Below are 26,493 nucleotides of genomic sequence, written 5' to 3'. Positions count from 1 at the left end.
GAAAGCAACTTCAATTCAGCGTCCCAGATCACTTCGAAAGCGTGCTGGCCAGCACCTCCGGTTCAGCTTCCATTGGCAATTGATAGCAAGCTGCTTCTTGCGAATTGCGGACATACAATCGATCACCAATGACGACCGGGTGGTTCCACGTTTTGCCCTCAATTGCCTGAAACGTCGACAATTCTTGATGCTTTGACGGGTTCGCCTCCAACAAAACAATCTCACCTCGCTCACTGACAACCAACAGCACATCCAAGTCCGCCAGCATCAATACTTGCCCTTTGCCGTACCGTCCACGTTTCCAATTTCGTTTGCCGGATTCCAAGTCAATGCAGGTGAAGATTTCTGCGTCAAAACCGTAAGCGTGACCGTCATGAATCACAAAGTCGTTGAAGTCGGGCTTTAACTTTCGCGATGACCAGCGTTCCTCGACCGCGAAACCACTTTCCGTCGGAGTCATCTCGAGGCACCGTGTTTCCTCCTGGCTGGCCAAAACAACCATTCCGTCCGAGTAAACCTGAGGCTGCACGGCGCTGTAGCCATCCAATTTCCAATCGTAGTCGCATCGCGATTCGCCGGTTGCTGGATCAAGAACATTCATTCCGGCATTGGTGAACATGACCACGTACTTTTCGCCCGAAAGCGTCAACAACTGCGCCGAGCTGTAGGAATGGTCGCCGGCCGCGGCGGACCATTTCAGATCACCTGACTCGACGTCAAACGCGAGTGTTCCCTTGTCGCCTTTTCCTCCCGCGTGAACGACCACAACCGAGCCGACAACCAATGGTGAAGATGAAAATCCCCACATCGGAGGCTCCCGGTCAGCCACTTCTCGCAAATCCACTTCCCAAACTTTTTCGCCACTCTTCGCATACAACCGTTGCAACTGTCCGCTCGCACCTTGCGCAAAGATACTTCCGCCGGACAGCGTCGGTGTTGCTCGGGGACCTGGACCTCCGAGCGGATCGAAGAATCGCGATTCAATTTCCTGGGCCCAAACCTCTTTCCCAGCGTCCGCTGTGTAACAAACGACCGTTTCTTTCTCGCCACGTTGTTCCTGGGTGAACAACAGGTTTCCCGCAACCGCAAATGACGACCATCCAGGACCAACGGGGACCTTCCAAACCAATTCGGGCTTCTTTGTTGACCAATCCGTCAGCATCGGCGGTCCATGTTGCTGGCTCACTCCCTCAGGCCCACGAAACTGAGGCCACTGCGGATTGGTGAGCCATTCGTCCATCTCATCCGACGAACTCACCACATCACTGGTCGGCGCATCAGATCGATCAGCCAACATCAATTCTTCTGCGGTTGGCTCCCATCGCCAATGCAAATCCAACGCGAAGTTGCCCCACATCCCTTCGTTACGCAGCAAAGTGGCATATCCAAATCCGCAAAGCGTCAGAAGCAAGACGATGATTGTCCGGCCGAACGAAAGCCATCGGCTCAATAGCACAGCACCAATTCCAAACGCTGCTGTCCCGAATGGAACGGCGACCATCATGATGCCGGGTCCAATCATTGTCTCGTCCAGCGAATAAATGCACCCGCCGGCAATCATCAATGCACCAAAGAATCCAACCAGACGTTCTTTCGTGGAGGCGCGACTGAACGTCAGCCACCACAGCCATATCAATCCGCCCAGGATCACTGGACCAATCACCGCAACCATCAGCAGCATGATCGGTGCGTCTTCCACCATTCCTGGGACAAAACGAGCGATTGCCATACCCAGCAACAACACCACGGCGGGCCAAATCCGTAACGGTTTGAGAACGCTGGCAGATTGGTCACCCGCAGGATGCCCCGTCGCCGATTGCTCGGTTGAGACGTTGGGGGTGCCTTCGTTGGATTCAGATGGAACTTCGTTCATGGATGATTTCTTCCTCGCTCGCTGGACGAACTTCGATTAGTCGGTTCACGTCAGGACCCTAGACCCAGGCGGGCTCCCAGCCTTTGCGATAGGGTTTCGTGATCCACCGCTGTGCTTCGGCGTGATTTGTGATTTGCATCGAGTCGGTGTCCCAGTGCAACTCTTGACCTGGGAAACGGATCCCGATTGTTCCTAGCAACACCGCTTCGGTTAGCGGGCCGGCATAGTCAAAGTGGGAAGTCGTTTCGGCACCTCCGCGACAAGCGTCCGCCCATTGAGTGTAGTGGTCGACCGACGAAATCACCGGCAAGTTTTCCGCCAACGTTTGATCCGCCATGTAGAGTTGCGGCATCGCGACATGAGGGATCACCAACGATCCTTTTTCGCCAACTAGAACCGATCCAGCGCCTGGCAACTTTGCATCGACTGGAATATGCCCCAATCGTTCTCGCGGCGGCGATACCCCCACTGCGTCATACCAGGTGACCGGCAGCGTGGACTCAGCCGTGTATTTTGTTCCGGGGAACTCATACCGCACAGTCGATCGATCCGTCCAGGTCTCCGGCATCAGTTCGGGTGCTTCGGCCGTCAACTTGGTCGGCGATTCGATTTGCAACGCTTTGAACACCGGATCCAAAATGTGGCAACCAAAGTCACCCAACTGCCCGGTGCCATAAGCCTGCCAACCACGCCAATTGAATGGGTGATACATCCCGATTTTGTACGGACGCTCCATCGCGACGCCCTGCCAAAGATCCCATCGAACATGAGAAGGCACCGGATCGTTTCCGCTGGGGCGTGGAATGTGACGCGGCCAAGAAGGCTGACCGCCCTGCCAAGAGTGCACCTCTTTGACTTTGCCAATCATGCCTTCGTGAATCAGGTGGACTGCCGTTCGATAGGCTGAGTGTGATTGGATTTGGTTGCACATTTGGGTGACCACGCCATGCTTCTTCGCTGCCTTCCGCATTTGCCGGGCTTCCATCACCGTGTGCGTCAGCGGTTTTTGGCAGAAGACATGTTTGCCCAACTGCATCGCGGGCAGAGAAATTGGTGCATGCATGAAGTCTGGTGTCGAAACCAATACGCCCTGGACATCACCGCTTTCGTCAAGCAATCTCCGCCAATCATCGTATTGGCGTGCAGAGGAAAACTTTTCGGCTGCCTGTCCGAGGTGTTTTGCCGAGCTATCGATGTCACAAAGTCCGACCACATCGACATTCGGGCTCGCTGCAACACCAAGCAAATCGCTCCAACCTTTGCCGCCGGTTCCGACACTCGCGATTTGCAAACGTTCGTTTGCACCGTAGACACGCGAGTATTGCATCGCAGAGAGCGTGATCGCAGTTCCTGCGATTGTAGTGGACTTTAAGAAGGAACGACGATCCTTGGCATGACGCACGGCAGGTCTCCATTCGAGGTGAGGGAGGGGAGATGGGGCAGGCAACCGCGATGCGATTGGATTTGCATCATACCGGATCTTCCACCTTCAGGAGTGCATCGCAGATGGGTGCCGAGGGCACTGTCGCAATCAATGTGGATCGGGCGAGCGACCTGATCTGCCACAGTTCGCCAACAATTAGAGAATGCTCAATGCAAACGAAAAAAGCCGGCAAGGTGAATTCACCTCGCCGGCTTCAATGATGTGATCAGCTAGCAGTGGAACGATGACTGAATTAGCGGTTCAGTTCGATCCCGAATGTTCCGCCTACCGCCAAGAAGTTTTGGTCAGATGGCCCAATCATGGTGCCCGCATCGCTTTCGTGTCCCGCTCGTCCAAGCCCCTTGGCTAGGTCGAAGATTTGGAAGCCGCCACGGACGTGAATCATGTTCGTCAACTGGTAGCCCATTTCTGCTCGAGCGTCATATCCGATGAAGAATCTCTCATCACGATAGTGTTCCAGCTTGTTCTGAGTCCGGTAGAACGACGTGACTTCCGAATCAGCACCGAAGCCATCGTAGAACGTGTTCTCAGACTGAGCGTATCGCGTTGCGTGCTGCAAGTTCACGCCGCTGAAGGCACGAAACTCAAGCGAGTAGCGGAAGCGATTCACGAATTTGAAGTACCGGAAACCGAGTTGCAACGTGTACATCTCGTTTTCAACTTCGGACAGGTCTTGGTCCAGACGCTCGTAGGCGTCATCGCTGATACCGAGGTCGACGAAGTATGGATTTTCTGTCAGCTCGGTTGTGCCCGGCAGAATCACCGCACCGTCTTCACGAGTCCGCGAGTAGGTGTTCGTCAAAGCTCGGTCGTCCAATGTGACGAATTTGACACCGACCATTGGCTCAAGGATCCCACCGTAGTGATACGGTTCCATCCGCCAAGTTTTATTTATTTCGTAGGTGTCATACTCGACGGAGTTCGTCGAACGGCCAGCTTCGTAGAACCGAGTGTCGTAACCGAAGTTGTTGTTGTCATCGGTCAGAACGTTCTGCCCGAACTGGCCACCCGGAAACTCGGGTTCACCATCCAACTGAGACACGTTGAGGCGGTTGATCCGTTCGATGCGAGTGAACTCACCTGCACCGATGTCTAGATCCGACCACCCGAACAGCCAACCGGTGTCCTTTTGTGGCGTCATGTAGCCAAACTCGTATCGGTGCCCATCGCCGAAGTCGAGCTGATACTCGCCGCTGTCGCCGCCGAGCGTCGTCGCTTCACCTTCAGGGCGTTTGCCCCACATGTGCAGCTTGTCGTAGGTTCCGAACCAGCCCGTGTGAGCCCGTTTCTTTGGTTTCGTGTCCACGATGTCAGCATCGTAGATCGGTTCGAACCATTGAAAGTCTGGGTCAAACGCGAAGGGGTCCGCCAAAGCATGCTCCTGGGCAGACACCGAAGCGCCACCAGCAAATACCGCCAGGGCTGCCAATAGTTTTGCAGTCAGCTTCCGTACCGACATCGTTGTTCCACCGTCATGCTAGGAGTTGCCGTCACGTTCGATTGAGAACTCGCTCAATCAACGTCACTGCTGATCACTGTTAAGTCCCGCCGCCGCCCCACTTTCTGAGCAAACCGCATTGGGTTGTGCCGGTAGTATCGGTTCGTCTGATCGAAAAGGCTTAGCCAGATTGCTGGTCAAAACGGTAAATCCTTCAAAAACTGATCCACCGCACCTTTCGTTTCGAGAGGATTCACCTGCCTAATCAGCGCATCTTTCCATGCTGATCGCGATCCTTCGACTTCGGCGTTTCCAATTGGAAAGCCACTGCAGCGGATGTGCTGCCGCGATGTGGCGGAACCACGCAATCATTCGCCTTCGAATTGATCTTGTTGCCAGGAGGCTCCGATCGGCACAATCCCGCCATGCCGACGTCCCCCTCCCAATCGCACTCCACGGCCGATACGCCGAACCCTTTCTCGATTGCTTTGCCTCCCGCCAGCGGAGCGAAGCAAAGGTTCGTGCACGCCCTGCAGTTCCTTGGAATCGCGGCCGCGATCACGACGGTTTGGTTGCTGGTCACCGTCTACGGCAAACAATATCTGCTGAACCAATTGGTCCAGGAACTTCCGACGCTCAACGCCACCGAGAAAAGCGACCGGCTGATCCAAATCGCTGGTTTCGGCATCGACGCCATTGAACCGTTGTCAGCAAGCTTGATTGATGATGAGGACGCGGTCTCGGAAGTCGCTTTCGGACTTCTCAATCAACTGCAAAATGATTGGACAACCCTTTCGCCGGAGATGGCTGCCCGCTCGCATCAACGGCTGATCGATGGCGTGCGCAATAACATTGCGACCAAGCCCTCCACCGACTGGACCGCACGGCAAACCGCTCGCACCCGTTCACTCCTTCGACAAACAATGCTCGAATTCGCGGGCACCGAGACACTCGGCAACCTTGAATTGACCGACGAACTTCGTCAATTGATCGCGGAAGTTTCGCAAAGCTCACGCGACACGTTGGCCCAATTGGACAATTCGGTGCGAACTCTGGCAAAAGCCCCTTTGGCGCCGAAAGCCACGGAGCAACTGCCAAACGCGGACACCGATTCGATGTGGACCGATTGGCCTCCATCGCGTCCCGTCGCGATCATTCGTTCGGGAACATCGGATTCGCAATCAATCCAAGTTCAAGAGACAGCCACCCGATTGCAGTCCGCTGGTTCGCCAGAAACCAATGGCGGGCAACTGGAATCGGTCCCCGATGGCGTCACGATTCCATTGACTCAGGTTCCATCCCCATCTGACGAATCCCTGGTCCATCGAGTCCCTGAGTTGCCGCGATTAGCACGCTCCGCCGACGAACGAGTCATTCGCGTCAACGCGGAGCTAACCGGATCTCCATTCACAGCAATGGACGACGAAACGATCCTGCGTCACTTGGGCAACCCCGATGGGGCCCTGGCAGAACAAGCCCGCGCCGAATTGATCGAACGCGGCTTTTCAAACGTGCAACTTGAGTTCGGAACGGCAATCGCCATCGCTCAGCCCAAGGACCAGATCACACTCATCGACTCGATGCTGAAATCCGGAGGCCTGAACGCATGGCCGTGGTTGTCGATGTTGCTCGACGACCCTGATCGCCAAGTCCGATTGCACGTGATCTCGATCTTGGCCCCATCGAAGAACCGAACCGTCAAACAACGTTTGCAGGAACGCTTGAAAGCAGAGTCGGATCTGATCGTTGAAACGAAGCTCCGCAAAGTCCTCGAGCTCCGCTAAACGCAACCAGCGAATTCGCGTCGCGGCGAATTCACTTCTTCAAAGCGTCTCGAATGTAGGCCGGACGATTGGTCGTGATGCTGACGAAGTCGAGCTCGACCAACCGCTTGGCAACCTTGGCATCGTCGATTGTCCAACCGTGCATTCCGCAACCGATGTCACGAACGGCGTCGCAGAACGCTTCGTTGAGAACCGAGCCGACCAGTTCAGGTTTGACCTGAGTCCCAAATCCGGAGGCGTTCGTTGACTTCAATTGATCAGTCACGCTGACAAGGCTTGGTTTCCAGCCTCCCGTCAATTGCTTCTTGTACGAAGTCAACCAATTCGCTTCGTAAGGCATCATCTCTCGAGCCTGGCGGACGACCTCATCGTTGAAGCAGATGATCGTAATTTGCTCAGGCTTGAGCGAGCATTCTTCCAATTGTTGCTTCAAGATTGGCAGGATCTCGGGTCCACATTTAATTTCGATGAAGATTCCTTTCCCATCGGGTACCGTGGCGATGACTTCCTTCAAAGTTGGGATGCGTTCGCCGGCGTATCGCTCGTGCTTCCAGGCACCCACGTCCAACTTGCGAAGTTGCTGCAGGGTTGCTTCAGCGACCTTGAGCGACGGCGATCCAGGTGCGGTGCGGGCCGTTGTCTTGTCGTGCAAACAGACGATCTCTCCATCAGCCGACAAATAGAAGTCGCCTTCAATTGCGTCGGCGTTCTCTTCCCAAGCCAGATTGAATGCGGACACCGTGTTTTCCGGGGCGGTGTAGGACGCACCACGGTGCGCGACAATCATCGGCAAAGGCTTGGCTTTCACCGTGTTCTCGTTCCCTCGCAAATTCTCGAGCGAGCCAAAACCGAGGCATACAACAAAAGAAAACGCCGCCGCGAAACGAGTCGCGGCGGCGAAGAAGGTTGTCTCAATCGAAGTCATCTTGAATCAGTCCCACCACCATTGGCCGGGCGCCAGCTGATCTGGCCCCGAGGATTGTTTGACCTGCACGTGCTGGCCTTCGGTGTCGATTGTGACGTGGTCTTTCTTCAGTGCAATCCGTGGCTGGACGTTCACACCGCCTCCCAAAGGAGTCATCAAAGTGTTGCCTCGCCAGATCGCATTGACAGCGGTTTCGACCTTTTCAGGTGCTGTGTATGTCTGGACGCTGACCTTGCCTTCGTCACCCAAAACAGGCATCGACCAGTTAGCTTGACCGTAGAAGTCTTGCTCGTGGATGTAAGCCGCCGCGATCGACAAATCGATCAACTGACGCAACTCAGCGTAAACGCGAACGCGGTCAGCGATTTGGTTGTACTTCTCGGTGAACTCTTTCGTGAACGCTTGGCTGGCACGATTCACGCGTCCGGTTCCAACACGAGCACCGTCACCTTGAACGCGTTCATTAGCACCGACCAACTGAACACCACGTTCGTTGATTCGCATCGCCAAGTTGTCTTCGCTAACGGACACACCGTCGTAGTTGGGTTGGAAGTACCAACGTTCCATTGAATTTGCTGAAACACTGACCGGGTTGGTGCGTGACACATAGCTGCGGACTGGAACGGGCAGTTGCTCCAAACCGATGCCGATCAACTTCATTCGGTAGTCGGCCTCGACCAACACGCGAGCGAAGTGGCTGGCCGCTGGGATGCCTTCAATGGTGACTGTTTGCAGACCGAGGTTCTGCTTGAGTCCACGAACGAGTTGCTGTGTGTCTCCGCGGCCGGCGCGCCCACCGACTTGAACGAGAAACTGCTGCATCCGCTGCAGGCCTTCCGGGGTCGGATCGATCGAGACTGAGATCACTCGAGCGGGTTTGCCTTGTGGTGGGAAGGCTCGAAGAGCGACAACGACGTCTTCCAAAAGAACGCTTGGACGTCCCGACTGCATCCCGACGAAGCGGTCCGTTGCGTCAGCGACATAACCTTCGGCTGGGCCTGCCAAAACGATGTCGTTGGTGTCAGGGTAGAAGAACACGTACTGGACGGAGGTCAGGCCGGCCATCGCGAGCATTTCAGCGGGAAGTGGACGATCGGCGTCGACATATTCGGAAATGGCGGCTTCCAAACGATTCAGCGAAACCTTCCGCAGTTCGCTCGATTCCATCGCTTCGCCGGGAGCCGCGTTGGCTCGCGATTGCATCCAATGTTGGCGAGCCAAACGGGGATCGATGGTTCGAACTTTCAAAACGCCCGCGGCATCGACGTCCACACCAGCAGGCTGGCTGCCAAAGTTGTTCGTGACATCACCGCCACCGCCGCCACCGTCTTGGCCGAAGCTGGAGGGAACCAACGCAATCGCCATGAACGCTGCGAACGCGAAACTGGCCAAGGTGCGAATTCGAGAATGGCGATCGATCAGTCGCATCGGTGGATTCTTTTGCAGAGAAGAACGTCGAGGGTGAGAATGAGGGCCGACATCGATCGGATTCCGACCGGCAGCCAAAGGTCAGTTTAATAACGCCCGCCGAAAACCTCAACGAAATTCCTGAGGACCTTTTCACGGGGACTCACGAATGTCACGGGGGCTCACGAATGATCCCGCGGCCCCCTTTTTTCACCCTTGGTTGGCGATGACGACGGTCGTCACCCGTCGGCCGAAAGACAGCCCCGCTTTGGCCGCGGCCACGCTGACTGGCTACCCCCCCCACGTGCGACCGTTTCTTTGACACCCACCCGATAATCTCAGGCCAATCGAATGGGGCAACGACGCCGGACACCCCAGATTTCCCGTACACGCCCACGCTCGCTTCTACAGCGGCTCCGCCGAGAGGCGAGATTGGGACGGTTAAAGCGGTTGGAATGCCCTGAGCCAAGAGTGTATGGAGCCAAACGGAGCGGACAAACAGTGTCCAGGCCTTTTCGCCGTGCCCCAGTCATTTACACTGCTGGCCCGCGTGAGCCGCTGCGGCACGCTTGGATCGCCGCAACCCGGGTCGTCACGTCCCCGTCTAACACACGAACAAAAGTACAGCTATGAGTGGTGATTGTGATTTCGGCCTGATTGGTTTGGCCGTCATGGGCGAAAATCTGGCCTTGAACGTCGAAAGCCGCGGCTACAAAGTCGCCGTCTACAACCGCACCACGTCCAAAGTCGACGCTTTGATGGAAGGCCGTGCGAAGGGCAAAAACTTCGTCGGCTGCCACTCGATCGAAGAATTCGTCAAATCAGTCAAACGACCTCGCAGACTGATGATGCTGGTCAAAGCCGGCCCCGCCGTCGACGCATTGATCGAGCAATTGCTGCCACACTGCGAACCCGGCGACATCATCATTGACGGTGGTAACGAGTACTACGTTCACACTGAACGCCGCACCAAGCAAGTCGAAGAAGCCGGAATGCTGTACGTCGGTTGCGGCGTCAGCGGTGGCGAAGAAGGTGCCCTCAAAGGCCCATCATTGATGCCCGGCGGAAGTGCCGAAGCATGGCCTCACATCAAAGAAATGTTCCAGTCGATCGCAGCCAAGGTCGGACCCAACAACGACATCCCTTGCTGCGAATGGCTCGGTGCCGGTGGCGCGGGCAACTACGTCAAGATGGTTCACAACGGCATCGAATACGGCGACATGCAGTTGATCTGCGAAGCCTATCAATTGCTGAAAGAACTCGGCGGTTTGTCCAATGACGAACTGTATGACGTCTTCGACGAATGGAACCGTGGTGATCTGCAAAGCTATCTGATCGAAATCTCTCGCGACATCTTCAGCGTCAAAGACGACCAAGGCGGCGACGGATACCTCGTCGACAAGATCATGGACGTTGCCGGTGCAAAGGGCACAGGTAAATGGATGAGCCAACTGGCTCTCGACCTTGGCGTCCCCAGCACCCTGGTCACGACCGCCGTGTTCGCTCGCGGTTTGTCGGCACAAAAGGAAGCACGGACTCGTGCCAGCAAGACGCTCAACGGTCCCGCTGAATCGTCCAACCCTGAAATGCGTGCGATCGCTCAATCGTTGGTTGGTGATCGTGCTGAGTTTGTCGAAGCGGTTCGCCAAGCACTGTACGCTTCGAAAATTGTTTCTTACGCGCAAGGCTTTGTTCAACTGCAAGCCGCATCGGCCGAGCACAATTGGGGCTTGGACTACGGTGCCGCCGCATTGCTATGGCGAGGTGGTTGCATCATCCGTGCTCAGTTCCTGGATCGCATCAAAGAAGCCTTCGACGCCGATCCAAACCTGGAAAACTTGCTGCTGGCCAAGTACTTCGAAGACGCAGTCGAAAACGCACAAGAAAAATGGCGAAAGGTCGTCGCCATCGCTTCGATCATGGGCATTCCGGTTCCCGCGTTCAGCACCGCATTGTGCTACTACGACGGATATCGCATGGAACGCTTGCCAGCCAACATGCTGCAAGCCCAACGCGATTACTTTGGTGCTCACACCTACCAACGCGTCGACAAGGAAGGCACCTTCCACAGCGAGTGGATTCAACTTCGCAAAGAGCCCAAAGCTTAGTTTGCAATCAGCAACGAAAGATTGATCAACTGATTGGTCTCGCACAAAAAGGTCGGCACACGCCGGCCTTTTTTCGTGTCATGATCGCAACCTGTCTTCTCGGGCAAAGTTCACAGCACAAACACCTACAGCACAAACAATGAGTGTCGCGATAGACCGCCAGCCCTACTCACTCGCCAGGCTGATCAAGCGGCAAGCTAACGCGGACAACTTGCTCGCCCCAGTCAACTTTGAGGTTGGCTTGCAAAGCAATCGTCTGAGCCAATTGCGAAAGCGTTTGCTTTGCTGCATCCAAGCTCACCAATGTTTGACTTCGCAGCTTCGCATCGTCGTCAATCGTCAGTTGCTTTCCCGCCGCGCCCGCGAATTGCGAAAGGACTTCGTCGGCGGGTTTGTTCAATAGCTTCAAATCGTAGGTGGCCTCTCTTCCGGACGCCGCAATTTGGGCAGGTGCCGGAGCGGCATTCCAATGAGCCGCCAGCGCCGCACGATGACCAGCCGGAATCGTGTGCACGCGCAACGTCGTCTTGCGCGACTTTGGATCGCGGCCAGATCGAAACGACGCGGTCGCATCAACGGACTGAACCGCCCGCCGAACCTCAGCTTCGCCATCCTCCATCGGATAGTTCATCAAGAACTTGACGTCTTTCCAGTCCGTGTCGGTCGCCTCGACGAATTGAACTCCGTCCGGCAAAGACTCATCGCGGGATCGCAGCCTCGCCAGCGGTGTGCCTCGGCGTGCAGCCATTTGAAACTCCGACAACATCAACGATGCAACATGCCATGGGTCAACCTTCTGCAGTTTGCCTTCCGGCCAAACATCGTGCGGCAACCAACGGACGCCAGTCGCTTCTTCTGATGAACCGTCCTGCAGTTTCAAACGTCGATTCTCTGCTTTCGAAAGAACGGCACTCAGTGCCATCGTGGACGATGTTCCTCTTGGCCACTGAAGATCGACGGATTCTGGCTTCGCAGAACTCACCAAAGTGCCAAGCGTCCGATCGATCCATTCTGGTCTCCCGACCAGCAAAACCCCCGGGATCGGAAAAGCTTCCCAGCCCAACGGACGCGTCAGTTGGGTCATCGCCTGGGCGGCAGATCCGCCAGCCAAATTTAGCGAAACGATTTCGTTTGGGTCGACGCCGCCATCCCGCCACCACGTCCAGGGTCGATCGGGACTTCCCGAGCTCACCTGCGAAACGATTTGATTGATCGCCTCTTCGGCCGTTTGACCGTCCAGCGACACCGTGATCACGGTCCGGGTGAATGCGGATGCCTGCACCGGGGTGTCCGTTGGGGGCTGACAAAACGCCGATAACCCGCAGAAAACGGAAAACGTCGCCCCCAAAACCGCGGCCGCGAAAAGTCTTCTCCAATCTTCTCGAAATGATCGGATCCGCAAATCTTTCGCTTGGACCGAACGTTGGGTCGTCGGCACATTCGCCGTATTTTGGCTGGTTCGGCAAGCTCCCGCACGCGGAAAGCCAACGAGGAAAAGTGGTTGGGATAGCATCCGACAATCCGTGCGTTGGAAAGTTCTTTTGGTGTGCCGTCTTGCCCGACAGCTTGATCGGTCTAACATCGAGAAGTCAAACCACAGCAGCCAAATTGCAAGTGAAAAACCGGCTCCAGGCCGTTTGACCCGCCCAATCCTCCCAGACCGTCCTGACTAGCCCAAGGTGGAATCGAACGTGACAGCTCCCATCGTCCACACGACTCGCCTAGTCGCCGCTTACCGGCGATACCTCGGCTCCGCGGACGCACCCCGGTTTGCTCACGACGTCGATGAGCACTACACCTCGGCCACGCTGACCGCACTGCTTTCTCGAGGTGAAGTCGAACATCGCCGAGCTGCCGCGTTAGCTTTGGGGATGTTGGGCGACCGCCGTTCTGTCGATTTTTTAGGCCGGGCTCTCTCGGATAGCGACCGCGGCGTGCGATTGGTCGCGGACGACTCCTTTCATTCGGTCATCGTTCGCGACGCCGCTCCACTGCACCATCAAAAACTGCTTCGCGTCATTCACTTGAACGACGGTGGCGAATACGCAGCTGCTTTGTCACCCGCGATGGTGTTGATCGACCAAGCTCCTTTGTACGCGGAAGCTCACCATCAGCTCGCGATTTGCTGGCATGGACTGGAAGATTTCGAAAAGGCCGAAGCCGCTTACCAATCATGTTTGTGGCATTGTCGATTCCATTACACGGCTTGGCAAAGTCTCGCCAAAGTCCGCGTGCTTCTTGGCAAGGGCAACAAAGCACTCGATGCACTGAATCGTTGCTTGGATATCAACCCTGATGTCGAAACGGCTCGCATGCAACGCCGAGTCATCCGTCGCCGTTTGCGTCAAAGCGACGTTTGAACTCGAGCGAAGGATGTAGTCTTGATTCACGATGACACATTGGTCGGCAGCTTGGCATTGCTGATCGCAGCCATCACGACCGCGATTGCGATCGGCCCCTGGATGGCTCCCTATCAAATTCGCTCCATCGCAGCGATTCAAAAGCACTATGGACTGTTGGTCGCACGCTGTGCTTGGCTGTTGATCGCGTTCCTTTCTGCAATTTGCGGAGCGGCCATTCTCAATGGCATCCGGCCAACCTACGCTTCGCCTCCCGCAACGCTCAACCAAAATCAGTAAGCAAATCAGTTGACGCTGTTTTCCAACAATCGCGTCTGATCAAACTCGCTGCCAAAGACGTACCACCAAGTGTCTCGAGCCCACTTTGCTTGACCAGCGGGGGCATCAAGCTCTACAAAAGATGTCTTGACTTTGGGTGAGTGGGCTACTACTTGTGGATTTCAGGTCTTTCAATTGGCCCCCTTTCGCAGCCTGAACAAGGGGATGAAGCAATGGCAGCTGAACACACACCTGAAAAAAGATCGGCACTCGATCGCTTTCTCAGCGGACTGAGTGAATCGATTTTTCAAACCAAGTTGGGCGTCGCGGACGTCCAGTTGATCGGTTACGTCAGTGACCTGATGTTGCGGTTCGTTCGCATCGACGCCGTTCACAAAATGCGTCGCAACGATGGCCGCCCGGCAACGGAAGTCTTCCAGTTGTTGTGCGAAGCCGAACGTCGGATCGGGATCGCCAAACGTGAAGTGCATCGACACATTGGTGACGTCACACTCTTTTGGTCGGGCATGTTTCCTGAATCCGTGCGCGGTGATGGCAAAGATTCACCCGATCAATTGCTGAACTACTTCGAACACGGCAAACGGTCGTACAAGATCGCATCGACGATCCAAGCCGACGAATCTCGACCGCCTTGCGAGTTGCTCAACCGGTTGAGCGATCAGTTCGAACTGTGTGCGTACGGGCTGCGTGAGATTCGACGCGAAATTGACGATGCAGAACCAGGCCAGCAATTGTTGCTGTCTTGATGCGATTGAAATGCCGGTGGAACGAACGGCTCGTTGATTGCGAAAAGAACTGATTCGCGCAAACAAAAACGGGTTCGACGATTGCTCGCCGAACCCGTTGAGTTTTTCGCGATCGAATTCTTCGCGGTCTATTTCCGACGAGCTTTGGTCTTCCGGCTTTTTCGTTTCAACTGTTTTTCGCGAATCGCGAGCACCTCTTCTCGGTCCACGGTTTCATAATCGCGAGCCAGACAGGCCAGTTCCCACGCTTCATCTTCGCCGTAGCGATTGAACGCGAAACTGATCTTTTGCCGTCGCCCATCCTCGGTTTTCCAAGACGCACAGTACGCTTGGTATTCACATCCCGGATAGCGATTGTCGACGGAGTGGGCCAGGTGCACCCCCACCTTGCCAGTGGTATTCCGACTGGTCAATTTGTCTTTGGTCGAGTTATTGGCCGGCCCCAGGACTTCCAACAAAGCGGCGTGGCTCTGCTTTGCCAACTGAAGAGCTTTGCGTTTTCCGCCGCACATTTTGTCGGAGTAATATTCTGAATTCCGCACTCCATCGCGGCAAACGCGGACCACGTATCCTTTCGAGTTGTTCTTTTCGACTCGGGTGATTCCGGGAGCAACTGTCGTTGCCTTGGTGGGTGTCGTTGCCATCTTGCTTTTGAATTGTTCTTCTAGAGGTCATCGGATCGAACGATCGTCAATTCTCACTACGAATTAACCACGTCCTGCGCCCAACTTAGTTCCCTTTTTCATTCTCGCAACTGTTTTGAACCAACACATCATCCTGGGGCTCTGGCCCATCGCGGGAGTCACCACCATTGGCGTCACTCGCGAAAATGCAATCGCGACCATTCATGCCGCAATCGACGCGGGAATTCGTCAGTTCGACACGGCGTACAGCTATGGCCTGCAGGGGGAGGCGGATGTACGCCTCGGGGCAGCTCTGAAGGACTTGGACGGGCCAACCCGTGATGAAATCCAAATCATCGGTAAAGTTGGACAACGCTACGGTGAAGACGGCGTCCGCGTGAACGATGGCAATCCAGAGACACTGGTTGTCGACGCCGAGAACTCGCTCAGACGCATTGGCACTCGCTGCTTTGACACGTTGATGTTGCACTGCGTCGATGACGAAGTGCCAATCGAAGCGAGTGCCTGGGCATTGCAACGATTGATGCAACGCGGCATGGCAAAACGCGTGGGGGTATGCAACGCCACCCCCGAACAACGTGCGGCATTCGCGAGCGTCGTTCCGTGTTCAGCGATCCAGTGTCCGCTCAATGGACTTCAACAGGATGCTCTTTCCAACGAGATTGCCGATGCGAAAGAACACGACTGCGACGCGTGGGTTTATTGGACGCTCATGAAAGGATTGCTGGCCGGCAAAATTGAGCGTGATCATGTCTTCGCCGAGGGAGACAGCCGGCCAAACTATCCGATCTTTCAGGGTGCCGCCCGCGAAAGGGCTCATGACATCGTCGACAAGCTCAAGGCAATCGCCGCCGACACCGGACGTTCGGTTGCGAACTTGTCAATTTCGTGGGCAGTATCGCAACCTGGTGTCACCGCCGCGTTGGTTGGCGCTCATCGTCCCGATCAGATTGCCGGGTTTGCAACCGCGGGCCCACTTCCCAAAGCAGTGCGCCGACAAGTCAACGAACTCTTCGCTACTTCCAGCGATTCGCCGGAGGAATGAACGCGTCGAGCGGTTCGAGTACGTGACCGTTTGTTTCCGCAGCGAAGCGAAAACCGATCTCGGCAATCGCGTCAGCTGCCTGAATGAGTTGCTCACGGTTGTTGAGTTTCAAGGTCACGCCGCTGTAAATCATGAGAACGTCTTCGAGCTGTTTCGAGTCGATTTTTTGAGAGACTGAAAGCAAACGTTTCGCGGCTCGGTCGGCACGTTTGGCGGCGGTGACACCGAACTTTGCTTTTTCAGTCGCCTCGGCAGTCGCTCGAAGACTGGCTTCCAAGTCCGCGATCATGCCGCTGACGAACATGACTCGCAATCGATCGCGAGTGTTTTGGTCGTTGGTTTGGCCATCGGAATCAATGAAGTTGTGCCGGATCGTTCCTTGGCTCCATGAAACAAATTCGAAATCCAAACTACCGGTCGGGTGACCACCGACATTAACGAGTTCTTCGTCGGCGGTCGTATGGCAACGCAAGCAACTCTGTGCGACCAAGTAAACGTTGACGGGGTTTCGCATTCCGGCGGCGACACTTTGTGCCAAACGTTGCTGTCGATGCTCTGGCGTTTCCATTGCACGCGTGACTTGTTCGCCACCATAGTCATGGTGCAGGTCCAACCATTGTTTGGCAGAACCATGGCACGATTCGCAACTGACACCCTCGATCGCGTGAACATTACCCGACGCCACATCAACTTTTTGCGTGTAGTGGCAATGCACACATCGTCCGTCGTGCTTGATGGAACGAACACCCAACTTGGATGCGATTTCTTTTGCCGCCGGACGACGATGTAACTCATCAAAGGTGCGATGGTGAGGTGTTGCCTTCCACACCTTCACTTCGTTTGCATGACATTTGATGCATGTCTCGCTGCCCATCGTCAGATGTGGATCCACGGGTTTGGCCGCCGCTCCCGCGACGCTTGCGGTATCGACCACCGAACTGACCAACACGCCGCCTTGAGCGGGAGCCCACCGCATCAGGTCATCCGCCGATGCATCCAATTCCGGTGCTGAATTCTTTGTGCTGGGCATCTGCAACAATCCGATGGCGGTCATGGCGAGGACCAGCCCCGTGATCACAGATGCGATTGGAAGACGGTTGATGCAGAATGACATGTGGACGCAATTGAAACAGCGGACAAAACAGTTTTAGCCGTTCAAATTTACGACACGATTGCGTGCGTTCTGTTTCGCTTCGACGCGAGTGGCACGATCGGTCAACCGGGGGATGCGTTCGCAATGGTTGGTCGGTGTGGACGTGATATTGCAGTTGACGCGATTGAAACGGATTGACTATCGCCCAAGCAGGTTCTGTGATCGAGCGATCTTGTTGCGCCCCGCCACGAAGGCAATCAGCGTCGACATTTCGTGAAACAGAAGAAGTGACTAGCAAGAGCCACTGGAACGCATCGAGAAGGATTCTCGGCGACCGCCAGTGAGCTTGTGATACACGCGGCAAGGAGGCCGTGGTGATCAAACTGTTATGGAAACTGATCTGGGGCGATAAGTCCAATTCGCGGCGGCGGTCTCGTCGATCCAGCGGCTCATTGCTGCGCTGGTTCACGCCAGGAATCTCAGTCACCGGTGTCATCGCGTTGGTCATCGCGGCGTTGACCGGACAGGTCAATTTGCCGAGCCTGGATTCGTTGCGAGGCAGCGAAGAACCGGTCTATGAAGATCCGCTGGCAGCATCGTTGACGCCCGAACAAATGGCGTCCCGTGGATATTCCGGAAAAGCACCGATCGGCCAAATTGCTCCGGTAAGTTTGGTCACGCCCGTCAGCGGACGCGAGCAGAAAAACGACACGTCGATTCGCATCGCGACATTCAACATTCAAGTCTTTGGCAAGAGCAAATCGGAAAAGCCAGACGTGATGCGTCAACTCGCTCAAGTCTGTTTGCTATTCGACGTCGTCGCGATCCAAGAGATCAAAGGTGATCCTGCACTGCCGATGAATGGCTTGCTCGACGAGATCGCTAGCCTAGGTGGTCGCTACGATGCCACCGTGAGCGCCCCTCAAGGCAGAACTTCACAGACCGAGCGATACGGATACGTTTGGGACACCGATCGCATCGACTTGATCCCCGAGTCAGACTACTTGGTCAACGACGACCTTGATCGCATGCACCGTGCTCCGATGGTCGCCAGTTTCCAAACGCGTGTCACACCAACCGCGACTCGCAAACCATTCCGATTCACTTTGCTAAATGCACACACGGATCCCGACGAAGTCGGTTCACGCATCGGTGACACGCCAGCAAATGAGATGAACGTATTGGATGACGTTTTTCATAGCGTACGAATGTACGAATATCAAAACACAGGCGAAGAAGACTTCATCCTGATGGGCGACTTGAATGTCGACACTCAGTGGTTGCTCGAAACAGGACGCATCCCCAACGTGACATCGCTGGTCGGCGACAAACCTACCAACACGCTGCAAACAAAGACCTACGATCACATACTGATCGACGCCGCAACAACGCGAGAATTCACAGGTCGAGCTGGTGTGCTGGACCTCAAAGCCGCATTGAGAATCACCGAAGAGCAAGCACTGAAAGTCAGTGACCACATGCCGGTTTGGGCGGAATTCGGAGTCTACGAAATTCCGCCTCGGTGATTGTTTACCAGATTGGTGAACTGGACGAGTTCATTCGACTCAGACGGGTGAAGCGTCCTGGAACATCCGCACTGGCTGGATTGGGTATGCGAACCGGCCGTAGGCCATGTCATAGATGTCCCACTTTTGATGTCCTTCGTCGTGCAGAACGGACTTGATCACCCGTTCCGTCAGCAGCACCACATCGCGCCATTCGTTGGTGTCCAATGTCACCAAACCGGCATTTCGTTGCTCTGCCAAGTCGGCGGCTTTTTCCAAGTGCTTTGCCAACAGCTTGGGTGCGGTAATCGATTCGTGGACCGCCAAGGTCGCATGCTCATTTGCACCCGCAACCTGAAGGTCTTGATATGAATCGTCAACGCTGATGAGGCAATGCCCGTCTTCGAGAATGCTGATCATTCGCAGGCGGACCTTCCCGTCGAGTTCATCGGTCATTCCGAGAACGAGGTTCTGACATCCGACCTGAATCGTTGCGTAGCACGCCGCTTCTCCGCGACCAATTTCAACCAACAGCGGTTCTTCAAAATCGGCCTTTTGCCAAAGCACATTGTGTTCCATCGCTTCGGGAGATGGTTGTGCATTGGCCGGCACGCTCAAACGCGGATCCAGGTATTTTCTGGAGTAGCTGGCGTTCTTGTTCAGCGTTTCTTGCAGCTTGTCTTGTTGAACGCCTGTGGTTGCGTACTGGTCTGCATCCACTTCCATGCCTTTGTTCTTCTTGGAACCCTTTTGTTTCTTCGAGGGCTTCGCACGTTTCGAACGACCTTTCTCTGGCACGATCAAGTCGTCCAACGAACCAGGCGACAACGCAATGCTTCGCTTCGTTTTCACGCTTCCGCGGATCCCCAGCAACAACGCCGTGCCACCACAAGCAGCAACAAATCCGGCGGCTTGCAATGTCCATATCGATTGAGCCTGCCCAAGTCCTCCGAGTTGAAAGGCCAATCCGTAGGCCGCGACCAAGCTGATCACACCTGCGAAGAATGCCAGTGTCCATGTCACTCGGTTGCCACGACCGGATCGCAAAGGAAGTCCGAACAATCCAACGATGGCGGCGATGGGACAAAACACAATCCAAAGCCCCCATCCTGCCGAACTGCACAGCAGCCATCCCAGAGTCATCGCCAAAGCAGAACCGCCTACCCAAAGCCCCGCATTGGACTTGGTTTCGGTTTGCGAAACTGGATGCAAAGAGTACTGATCCATTTCAGCCGCCTTTACAAACGGTTCGGGCAATTCGAGACCAAGGTAGTCAGCCGATTTTGCGATCCATTTCGACGTTGGGTCCTCGGCAACGAATGCGGTCAAGGTGCCGGTCGACTTCACTTCTTCTAGTGCCAACGAGGCAATGTCTCGTCCTGGTGACAACTTCAATGGTTGTGGCATCGAAGCGCCGATGAAGTCACGTGGAATGACTTCGCCGCGAACCATCTGATCGATCAGTTTCTTTGAACGAGGATGCTTGAGTGTTTTCGCGATCGTTGATTTTGCCATCGCGACTTTGTCACCTGACATCCAAGCTCGCATTCCCGTTCCGACTGGCAACGGGGCCGATTGGTTGGGATCCGGTTCCAACATGGCGAACTCCATCTCTTCGGATGGCTCCGCAATGGTTGCGTCGGTCAATCGCACGACCGAGGATTCACCGATTCCATATTGAACCAGCTCTGCACAAGTCATCTCGACCGGAGTTTGCTCCGATGACAACGCACGGTGAAGCTTGGGAACGGCGACGAGAGTCCCGCAAAAGAGACCGGCCGAGAACAAAACGCTGCCGACTGCTGCACGTCGAGTGTTACGTCGTTTTGAGGAGGGCATCCAAGGCTACTCGTTGATTGGGCGAAGGCGTGGCCGATGGCCAAATGAATTACATGAGGGTGGGGGACGAACCATTCCATCCAAAACTTAGGTCGCACTCCTCGCGGGTGCCGTGCGAGGTCGGAAAGAAACCGCTATTTTGTGTCGCAGTGAAGAGACAACGCCGCGCGATGGACGCTCCAAGGGATACAAGCATGACGGAATCACCCAAGCACAATCAGTCACTGACGTATTGGATTGCGGGTGCGATTGTGGCGGCGATCGCGGTTGCACTGACTGCGCCGGAATTCGCGGTTCACTTCGAAATCGGCGGTGAGTTGTTTCTCCGAGCGTTGAAAATGATTGTGGTTCCGCTGGTATTCACATCAGTGATGTGCGGCGTGCTGGGGCTGGGCGACGTCCGGCAATTGGGGCGACCAGGTGCGACCGCGGTGGGATACTACCTATGCACAACCGTCCTGGCCGTCGTCATCGGACTGATCGTGGTGAACGTCATTCGGCCTGGAGTCGGAACGGTTGATCCCGCGGTCCTGGAAAAATTCGCTCAGGGAGCAGAACTGCCCAATGGGCAAACCGAAGCACCGGGTATGGGCGTCGTGCTGGAGAACTTGGCATTGATGCTGATCACGGACAACTTGTTTGCCGCCGCAGCAGACACGCAGTTGTTGCCAATCATCGTCTTCACCATCGCGATCGGTGCGTTGATGACAACGATGATGGATCGGGTTCGCTCAATTGCGACTTTGGTCACCGAAGCAAATGACCTTCTTCTGCGATTCGTCTTGGCTCTGATGAAACTCGCGCCGATCGGGATCTTCTGTTTGGTGACCGCACGTTTTGGCAAGGCGCATGCCGATGGGCGATTCTTTGAGGAGATCAGCCAAATCGGCTGGTACTTCGCCGCGGTCATCATCGGATTAGCGATTCATGGATTCATCGTGCTTCCTTTGATTTACTATGTCGTGACCAAGAAGAACCCCTATCACTACATGGGGGCGATGAGCCAAGCGTTGCTGACCGCGTTCTCGACGGCCAGCTCTTCTGCAACCCTACCGGTCACGCTGGAATGCGCCGAATCAGCCGGTGTCTCCAAACGCTCAACCGAGTTCGTGATTCCTCTGGGAGCAACGATCAACATGGACGGCACCGCGTTGTACGAAGCCGCCGCGGCGATCTTCATCGCGCAGGCTATCGGGTTTGACCTCACGCTGTCGGATCAGTTGATCGTCGCGGTCACCGCGACATTAGCCGCTATTGGGGCAGCCGGAATCCCAGAAGCCGGACTGGTCACGATGCTAATTGTCCTCGGTGCCGTCGGATTGCCACTGGAGTATCTGGGACTGATCCTGGCCGTTGACTGGCTACTGGATCGCTTTCGAACCGCGGTCAATGTGCTCGGGGACAGCATCGGCGCCGCGGTTGTGGGGACAACGATTCCCGACGCCGAACCCACAACGCCGACCTAAAGTCCGCAACGACATCCCGCCCGTGCAATTCGCATAATTTAAACGCCAGACGACCTTTATAATCGCGGACGAAATGGACCTGTCATGGTCTTTCGCCTTCCATCCGCCGTATAATCTGGGCATGAACGGTCAATGGTTCGTCTTAGTTGGTTTCCGGCACAGCGTTGTCCCCGGCTGGGGGCGATCGCTTTGGTGCTTGATGTTCGCATCCCTCTGCATGCTTTTCGTCCGGCCGGGATGGGCACAAACAATCGCGACTCCAGAAACCGGAGTGTTGATCGATGTGCCCTCACCGCTGACCGGCCGCGATGTTGACCAAATTTTGGGCCGGCTGTCTCAGATTGCTGTCACGTCTAAACGAGGTGACGCATCCGACAATGGCCGAACCACCGTGGTTTTGCGACTGCGAGAATCTGGCTCAGCCGATCAAGTCGCTGCCGACAGGCCGTCTGAGAACAAGCCAACACGGGATAGCAACAGAGCGGCTTCCACTCGAGCAACCGCGTTCGAGGACGCTCTAAAGATCGCGAGGACTATTTCCAGTGCCGATCTCAAGCGTGTCCGGGTGGTTGCCTGGGTTGATGGAGCGGTCAGCGGCCACGACGTGCTCCTTCCGCTGGCCTCCGAAACAATCCTGATTTCGTCTTCTGGTTCAATTGGCGATGCAGGTCGATTCGAGACTCAGCTCGATGACACGATCGGTGTTCTGTATCAGTCCATCGCTCGGCGTCGAGCTTTGATTCCTTCTGAGCTGGTCGATGGATTGGTTGATTCCGGGCTGGAAGTCGCGAAGGTCAACTTGATCGATGGCGAATCAAGCTTTCTATCGGGCGACTCGCTCCTAGCTGATCGAGCCGATGGACGGGTCGCGTCTGAAACCACCTTGGCAAATGCGGGCGAACCGCTTGTACTGGATGCCAACCAGCTTCGACAGATCCGCGCTGCTGCGGCGGTCGTTGATTCAGTGGCCACCGTCTCAGACTGGCTGGAACTGAAGGAGTTGCAAAGCGACGATCCACGGTCAATCAACCAGGCAGTTGGGCGACTGGTCCGAGTCACAGGCAACATCACCGGATCCAGAGTTCGCCGTTGGCAGAGCAACCTAGCGGCTTCAATCGATTCACCGGACGTGAACACTTGGCTGGTTGCCATCGATTCTCCCGGTGGCAATCTAAATCGCAGTGCCTCACTCGCGGCCTCGTTGGCTGATCCCGGCATCGCGATCCAGTCCGTTGGTGGTTGGGTTACGGGTGAAGCTCGCGGCGACGCAGCATTGATCGCATTGGCCTGCCAACCTTTGCTGATGTCACCTGAAGCGACCATTGGCGGAAGCGGTGCGGATGCGATGTCGGCCGATGATGTGCGACGGCAATCGGAATTGATCGACATGATCGCCGAATCAACAGGACGCAGCGCCGCACTGATTCGCGGAATGCTGGATCCGTCGATCTCTGTGCATCGTTACGTTCACCGTCGGTCAGGACGAGTCCGGTACGCCACGTCGGAACAAATTCGCCAGGAATCGAACGAGGACGCCCCAAGTGACTGGCAACGAATGGAAAAAGTTGAACTCGCCACCGGACTGAATGCCGCTCAAGCCATTGAACTAGGATTGGCCGAGGCGACTGCCGAATCGCTTCAGACAGCCGCCTCGTCGGTGGGTTTGAACGAGGTTCCGCCCGAACTTTCCGACCGCGGGCTCGTCCGCTGGGTCGAACGCCTCGGAGGCCAAACCGGTCTCGCCATGTCGCTGCTCGTGATTGGCTTCATGATGCTGTCGATCGAAGCGAGCGCCCCTGGACTTGGCCTTCCTGGATTCATTTCCTTGGTCTGCTTCGCCTTCTTCTTCTGGATCAAATACCTGGCGGGAACCGCCGAATGGGCCGAACTTCTCGCGTTTGGACTGGGGCTAGCATGCATTGGAATCGAGATTTTTGTGCTGCCCGGATTCGGTATCTTCGGAGTCGGTGGTCTGATTTTGACCGCGATCGGTGTGATGCTGATGAGTCAGACGTTTGTGATTCCGCAGAACGCCTATCAGCTCGGCGAACTCACGCGAGGCCTCTGGGTCGCACTCGGTGGACTCGGAGGTTGCGTTCTTGGAATGATCTTGGTCCGGATGTATCTGCCCCAAGCGGCACTCGCGACGGGACTTTCGATGGGAGTGCCCGAGGCGAACCTGGATGAATCCGAGCGTTTAGCCCACTACGATGATCTGATGGGACAAACCGGAGAAGCGACCACGCCACTGCGTCCGAGCGGCAAAGCTCGATTTGGTGAACGAATTGTGCCTGTCGTGAGCGATGCCACCGCAATTGATGCCGGTCAATCCATTCGCGTGATTCAGGTGCTCGGAAACCGTATCACCGTCGAGGCGGTGGATTGATGCCGGTTCTGTATACGATCGGGTTGCTGGTGCTCTTCTTCACACTGGCCATCGCCGAGATCCTTGTCCCGAGTGCAGGCTTGCTCGGGCTATTCGCCATCGCCGCAGCAATCACGGCCGTGCTGATCGCATTCACCGTCAGCCTCAACTTTGCCCTCGCTGTGATACTCGCACTGCTTGTACTGACACCCATCCTGCTCAGCATCGTCCTGAGACTCTGGCCTCAAACGGCAATTGGCAAAGAAGTCCTCAACCGGCGTTCAAGCGACTCGAAAAGCACGATGCCCACTGCAACAGCTCCCGACGGTACACCACTCTCTGACTTGGTAGGCCGCTACGGAGTCGCTGCATCGAACCTGTTACCAGCCGGCAGGGTCATCGTCGACGGCCACAAGGTCGATGCGGTCAGCACCGGAATGCCAATCGACACGGGGCAGCCCATCAAGGTCGTCCGAGTCCAAGCCGGCAATCTGCAAGTCCGACTAGCAACCTCTGACGAACCCCAATCTCAACCCGCCACCACGTCGGCAGAAACAAGCTCCCCCGACGTGTCTCCCAACTCCGCCAAAACACTCGACGAAGTCAATCTCGACGACCTTGGTATTTGAGATCCAGTCGTCAGTCTACTGAGCGTGCGTTACTACCTTCTGTCCAGATACAAAAAAACGGCATCCCGAGGGACACCGTCTTCGTTGAACTAGCTGGCGAACAGACGCTCAGTTTTCTTCGTCACTGTAGACGTACTCTGGGAATGGAACGTTGCTGCTTTTCCCGCGAGGTGTCAGCAAGGCCTGATAGACACGGTAGTCAATGGAATCTGCAATGAACCGCGTGCCACCGTCAGCCATTGCCGCGTTTACTCCGTCGGTGTGAGCCGAAGAAGGACGTGCAATCTGAGCGGCATTCGCTGTAGTCATTTGCAAGTTGAAGATTTCATCTGAAACAGAAGTGCCACCACCGTTGATTCTGTAGAAACCTACAACGGCATTTGGAAGTTGAGGAGCAGCGTTGCCGTTCTTGTTCCAAAATGACGCCAAAGCGGCATCCGAGTTCTTAGGATCGGCATAGTGCCAAACCATCCCATGAACATAACGGGCGTTCTCGACCGCAAAAACAACGTCTTTGTGAGCTGGATCGGCGAGCGTCACGTTGCTAGCGTTGATGAAACCAGCACGGCTCCATGGAAGAGCTTGAACACTCTCTGCAAACAACATTGTGTTTCCAGCTCCATCCTTGAAGTCATCCAAGCGGACTCGCGGTCCTTCGAATTCATGAACACCGTCTCCTCGTGAATTCACACTGGTAACGTTGTACTTGCAATTAAACACACCATTGGCCCGGTTCTGCGATTCAGCGAAAACGCTGGAACCTGACGGTGCATTAAGAAAGCTCGATGGCCCCGAACTGTGGCACAAACCATTGTTTGAAATGTAGCTGTTCTTCGCAAAGTCGCCGACTGCAACCGGGTTACTTGGACATTGCATGACTGCCAAGTTCGGTGCTGCTAACGAGTGGAAACCATCTCCAGATGCACCACTAGTTGCTTCATGTTCAGCACCAGAAACGTTGGTGTGCAGGATTGGATAACGGTCTTCGCTCCAGTGCTCATACGTTGGCTGAGCATCCAACCAAGGAAGAAGAGCGACTGCCCAAGTCCCGATTTTCATGTGAGGGGCCAGCGCGGCACCTGAGTTGCTCGGGTCCGATGGATCGATATAGCTGTCGTGACGCCCGAAACTTTGGACGTACCCCGGCATTTCACCTTTAGTATTCTCATACTGAATCGCCGCCAAGGACAAGTTTTTGATCTGTGTGCTGCATTGATTACGTCGAGCTGTTTCCCGGGCCGTGTTCACAGCGGGGATGAGCAGGCCCATCAAGATGCCGATGATGGTGATCACCACCAGCAATTCAACGAGAGTGAAACCGGATGGTTTGGTTTTCATGGCGGTGTCCATAGGCGAAGAGATAAGAGACGACGCGATCCGGCAGTCGCCGGTCTGTTCGATCGCTAGCGATACCATTATTCCAAGCCACGACGGGAATTGCAACTCAGAACACCCTTCCCTTCGCTCGAGTGGGGGATTAACGCACCATCTCGTGCGGACTGGCGGATGTTTGCGGTCACACGCAGGCCATCTGCGTGCCTTT

At 55.5% G+C, this 26,493-nt stretch carries 20 protein-coding genes; 10 read left to right on the top strand and 10 right to left on the bottom strand.

The window, feature by feature from the left end; translation table 11 throughout:
• Positions 1-28 precede the first annotated feature (28 nt).
• The 3 genes from RB_RS05605 to RB_RS05595 form a co-directional block, all read right to left on the bottom strand.
• Positions 29-1,873, bottom strand: a complete 1,845-nt coding sequence (locus tag RB_RS05605) for an outer membrane protein assembly factor BamB family protein (protein ID WP_011119047.1) — start codon at positions 1,871-1,873, stop codon at positions 29-31.
• A 58-nt stretch (positions 1,874-1,931) separates the two neighbouring features.
• On the bottom strand, positions 1,932-3,275 hold the full coding sequence (locus RB_RS05600; RefSeq protein ID WP_164921573.1) for a Gfo/Idh/MocA family protein: 1,344 nt from the start codon (positions 3,273-3,275) through the stop codon (positions 1,932-1,934).
• Positions 3,276-3,549: 274 nt separating this feature from the next.
• Entirely contained in the window at positions 3,550-4,776 is a 1,227-nt protein-coding gene (locus RB_RS05595) for a hypothetical protein (protein ID WP_007328143.1), read from the bottom strand.
• A 404-nt stretch (positions 4,777-5,180) separates the two neighbouring features.
• On the opposite strand from RB_RS05595, the gene RB_RS05590 reads away from it, so the two are divergent.
• A complete protein-coding gene (locus tag RB_RS05590) occupies positions 5,181-6,539 on the top strand; it encodes a hypothetical protein (RefSeq protein ID WP_231846250.1) in 1,359 nt (452 codons plus the stop codon).
• A gap of 31 nt (positions 6,540-6,570) precedes the next feature.
• Here the strand turns inward: RB_RS05590 and RB_RS05585 are convergent, their stop codons facing one another.
• Positions 6,571-7,464, bottom strand: coding sequence for a glycerophosphodiester phosphodiesterase (locus RB_RS05585; RefSeq protein ID WP_011119041.1), 894 nt, complete (start codon positions 7,462-7,464; stop codon positions 6,571-6,573).
• A 6-nt stretch (positions 7,465-7,470) separates the two neighbouring features.
• Positions 7,471-8,970: a DUF1598 domain-containing protein gene (locus RB_RS05580; RefSeq protein ID WP_011119040.1), complete on the bottom strand. Its 1,500-nt coding sequence runs from the start codon at positions 8,968-8,970 to the stop codon at positions 7,471-7,473.
• 530 nt (positions 8,971-9,500) lie between these two features.
• Here RB_RS05580 and gnd point away from each other — a divergent pair.
• Positions 9,501-10,979, top strand: coding sequence for a decarboxylating NADP(+)-dependent phosphogluconate dehydrogenase (gene gnd / locus RB_RS05575; protein WP_011119037.1), 1,479 nt, complete (start codon positions 9,501-9,503; stop codon positions 10,977-10,979).
• A 169-nt stretch (positions 10,980-11,148) separates the two neighbouring features.
• Here the strand turns inward: gnd and RB_RS05570 are convergent, their stop codons facing one another.
• Entirely contained in the window at positions 11,149-12,261 is a 1,113-nt protein-coding gene (locus tag RB_RS05570; RefSeq protein ID WP_164921572.1) for a hypothetical protein, read from the bottom strand.
• Positions 12,262-12,670: 409 nt separating this feature from the next.
• Here RB_RS05570 and RB_RS05560 point away from each other — a divergent pair, with 409 nt between their 5' ends.
• The 3 genes from RB_RS05560 (at position 12,671) to RB_RS05550 (ending at position 14,364) form a co-directional block, all read left to right on the top strand.
• Positions 12,671-13,339: a HEAT repeat domain-containing protein gene (locus RB_RS05560; protein ID WP_231846249.1), complete on the top strand. Its 669-nt coding sequence runs from the start codon at positions 12,671-12,673 to the stop codon at positions 13,337-13,339.
• 21 nt (positions 13,340-13,360) lie between these two features.
• Positions 13,361-13,618 (top strand): hypothetical protein, encoded by a 258-nt coding sequence (locus RB_RS05555; protein ID WP_007328134.1) that lies wholly within the window; start codon positions 13,361-13,363, stop codon positions 13,616-13,618.
• 212 nt (positions 13,619-13,830) lie between these two features.
• A complete protein-coding gene (locus RB_RS05550; RefSeq protein ID WP_007328133.1) occupies positions 13,831-14,364 on the top strand; it encodes a hypothetical protein in 534 nt (177 codons plus the stop codon).
• A gap of 128 nt (positions 14,365-14,492) precedes the next feature.
• Here RB_RS05550 and RB_RS05545 read toward each other — a convergent pair whose 3' ends face one another.
• The gene (locus RB_RS05545) at positions 14,493-15,008 is read right to left on the bottom strand and encodes a hypothetical protein (RefSeq protein ID WP_007328132.1); all 516 of its coding nucleotides are present in this window, start codon (positions 15,006-15,008) and stop codon (positions 14,493-14,495) included.
• 115 nt (positions 15,009-15,123) lie between these two features.
• Here RB_RS05545 and RB_RS05540 point away from each other — a divergent pair, with 115 nt between their 5' ends.
• Complete coding sequence (locus RB_RS05540) at positions 15,124-16,053, top strand: aldo/keto reductase (RefSeq protein ID WP_011119033.1); 930 nt, start codon at positions 15,124-15,126, stop codon at positions 16,051-16,053.
• Here RB_RS05540 and RB_RS05535 read toward each other — a convergent pair.
• Entirely contained in the window at positions 16,025-17,167 is a 1,143-nt protein-coding gene (locus tag RB_RS05535; RefSeq protein WP_011119032.1) for a multiheme c-type cytochrome, read from the bottom strand. The genes RB_RS05540 and RB_RS05535 overlap by 29 nt on opposite strands.
• Before the next feature lie 350 nt (positions 17,168-17,517).
• On the opposite strand from RB_RS05535, the gene RB_RS05530 reads away from it, so the two are divergent.
• Positions 17,518-18,672 carry an endonuclease/exonuclease/phosphatase family protein gene (locus tag RB_RS05530; protein ID WP_007328128.1) on the top strand — a complete coding sequence of 385 codons (1,155 nt, stop codon included), beginning with the start codon at positions 17,518-17,520 and terminating at the stop codon, positions 18,670-18,672.
• 39 nt (positions 18,673-18,711) lie between these two features.
• Here the strand turns inward: RB_RS05530 and RB_RS05525 are convergent, their stop codons facing one another.
• Complete coding sequence (locus RB_RS05525) at positions 18,712-20,490, bottom strand: MFS transporter (RefSeq protein WP_011119029.1); 1,779 nt, start codon at positions 20,488-20,490, stop codon at positions 18,712-18,714.
• A gap of 194 nt (positions 20,491-20,684) precedes the next feature.
• Here RB_RS05525 and RB_RS05520 point away from each other — a divergent pair, with 194 nt between their 5' ends.
• The 3 genes from RB_RS05520 (at position 20,685) to RB_RS05510 (ending at position 24,950) form a co-directional block, all read left to right on the top strand.
• Positions 20,685-21,956, top strand: a complete 1,272-nt coding sequence (locus RB_RS05520) for a dicarboxylate/amino acid:cation symporter (RefSeq protein ID WP_164921570.1) — start codon at positions 20,685-20,687, stop codon at positions 21,954-21,956.
• Between the two features lie 121 nt (positions 21,957-22,077).
• On the top strand, positions 22,078-24,342 hold the full coding sequence (locus tag RB_RS05515) for an NfeD family protein (RefSeq protein ID WP_164921569.1): 2,265 nt from the start codon (positions 22,078-22,080) through the stop codon (positions 24,340-24,342).
• On the top strand, positions 24,342-24,950 hold the full coding sequence (locus RB_RS05510; protein ID WP_164921568.1) for an NfeD family protein: 609 nt from the start codon (positions 24,342-24,344) through the stop codon (positions 24,948-24,950). Before RB_RS05515 ends, RB_RS05510 begins: the two co-directional genes overlap by 1 nt.
• A 108-nt stretch (positions 24,951-25,058) precedes the next feature.
• Here the strand turns inward: RB_RS05510 and RB_RS05505 are convergent, their stop codons facing one another.
• On the bottom strand, positions 25,059-26,288 hold the full coding sequence (locus RB_RS05505) for a DUF1559 family PulG-like putative transporter (RefSeq protein WP_449314177.1): 1,230 nt from the start codon (positions 26,286-26,288) through the stop codon (positions 25,059-25,061).
• Positions 26,289-26,493: the final 205 nt, after the last annotated feature.

Origin of the sequence: Rhodopirellula baltica SH 1 (assembly GCF_000196115.1) — a bacterium.
GTDB lineage: Bacteria > Planctomycetota > Planctomycetia > Pirellulales > Pirellulaceae > Rhodopirellula > Rhodopirellula baltica.
Note: the sequence above shows the minus strand (reverse complement) of the source record. Positions and strands in the feature narration are given on the sequence as shown.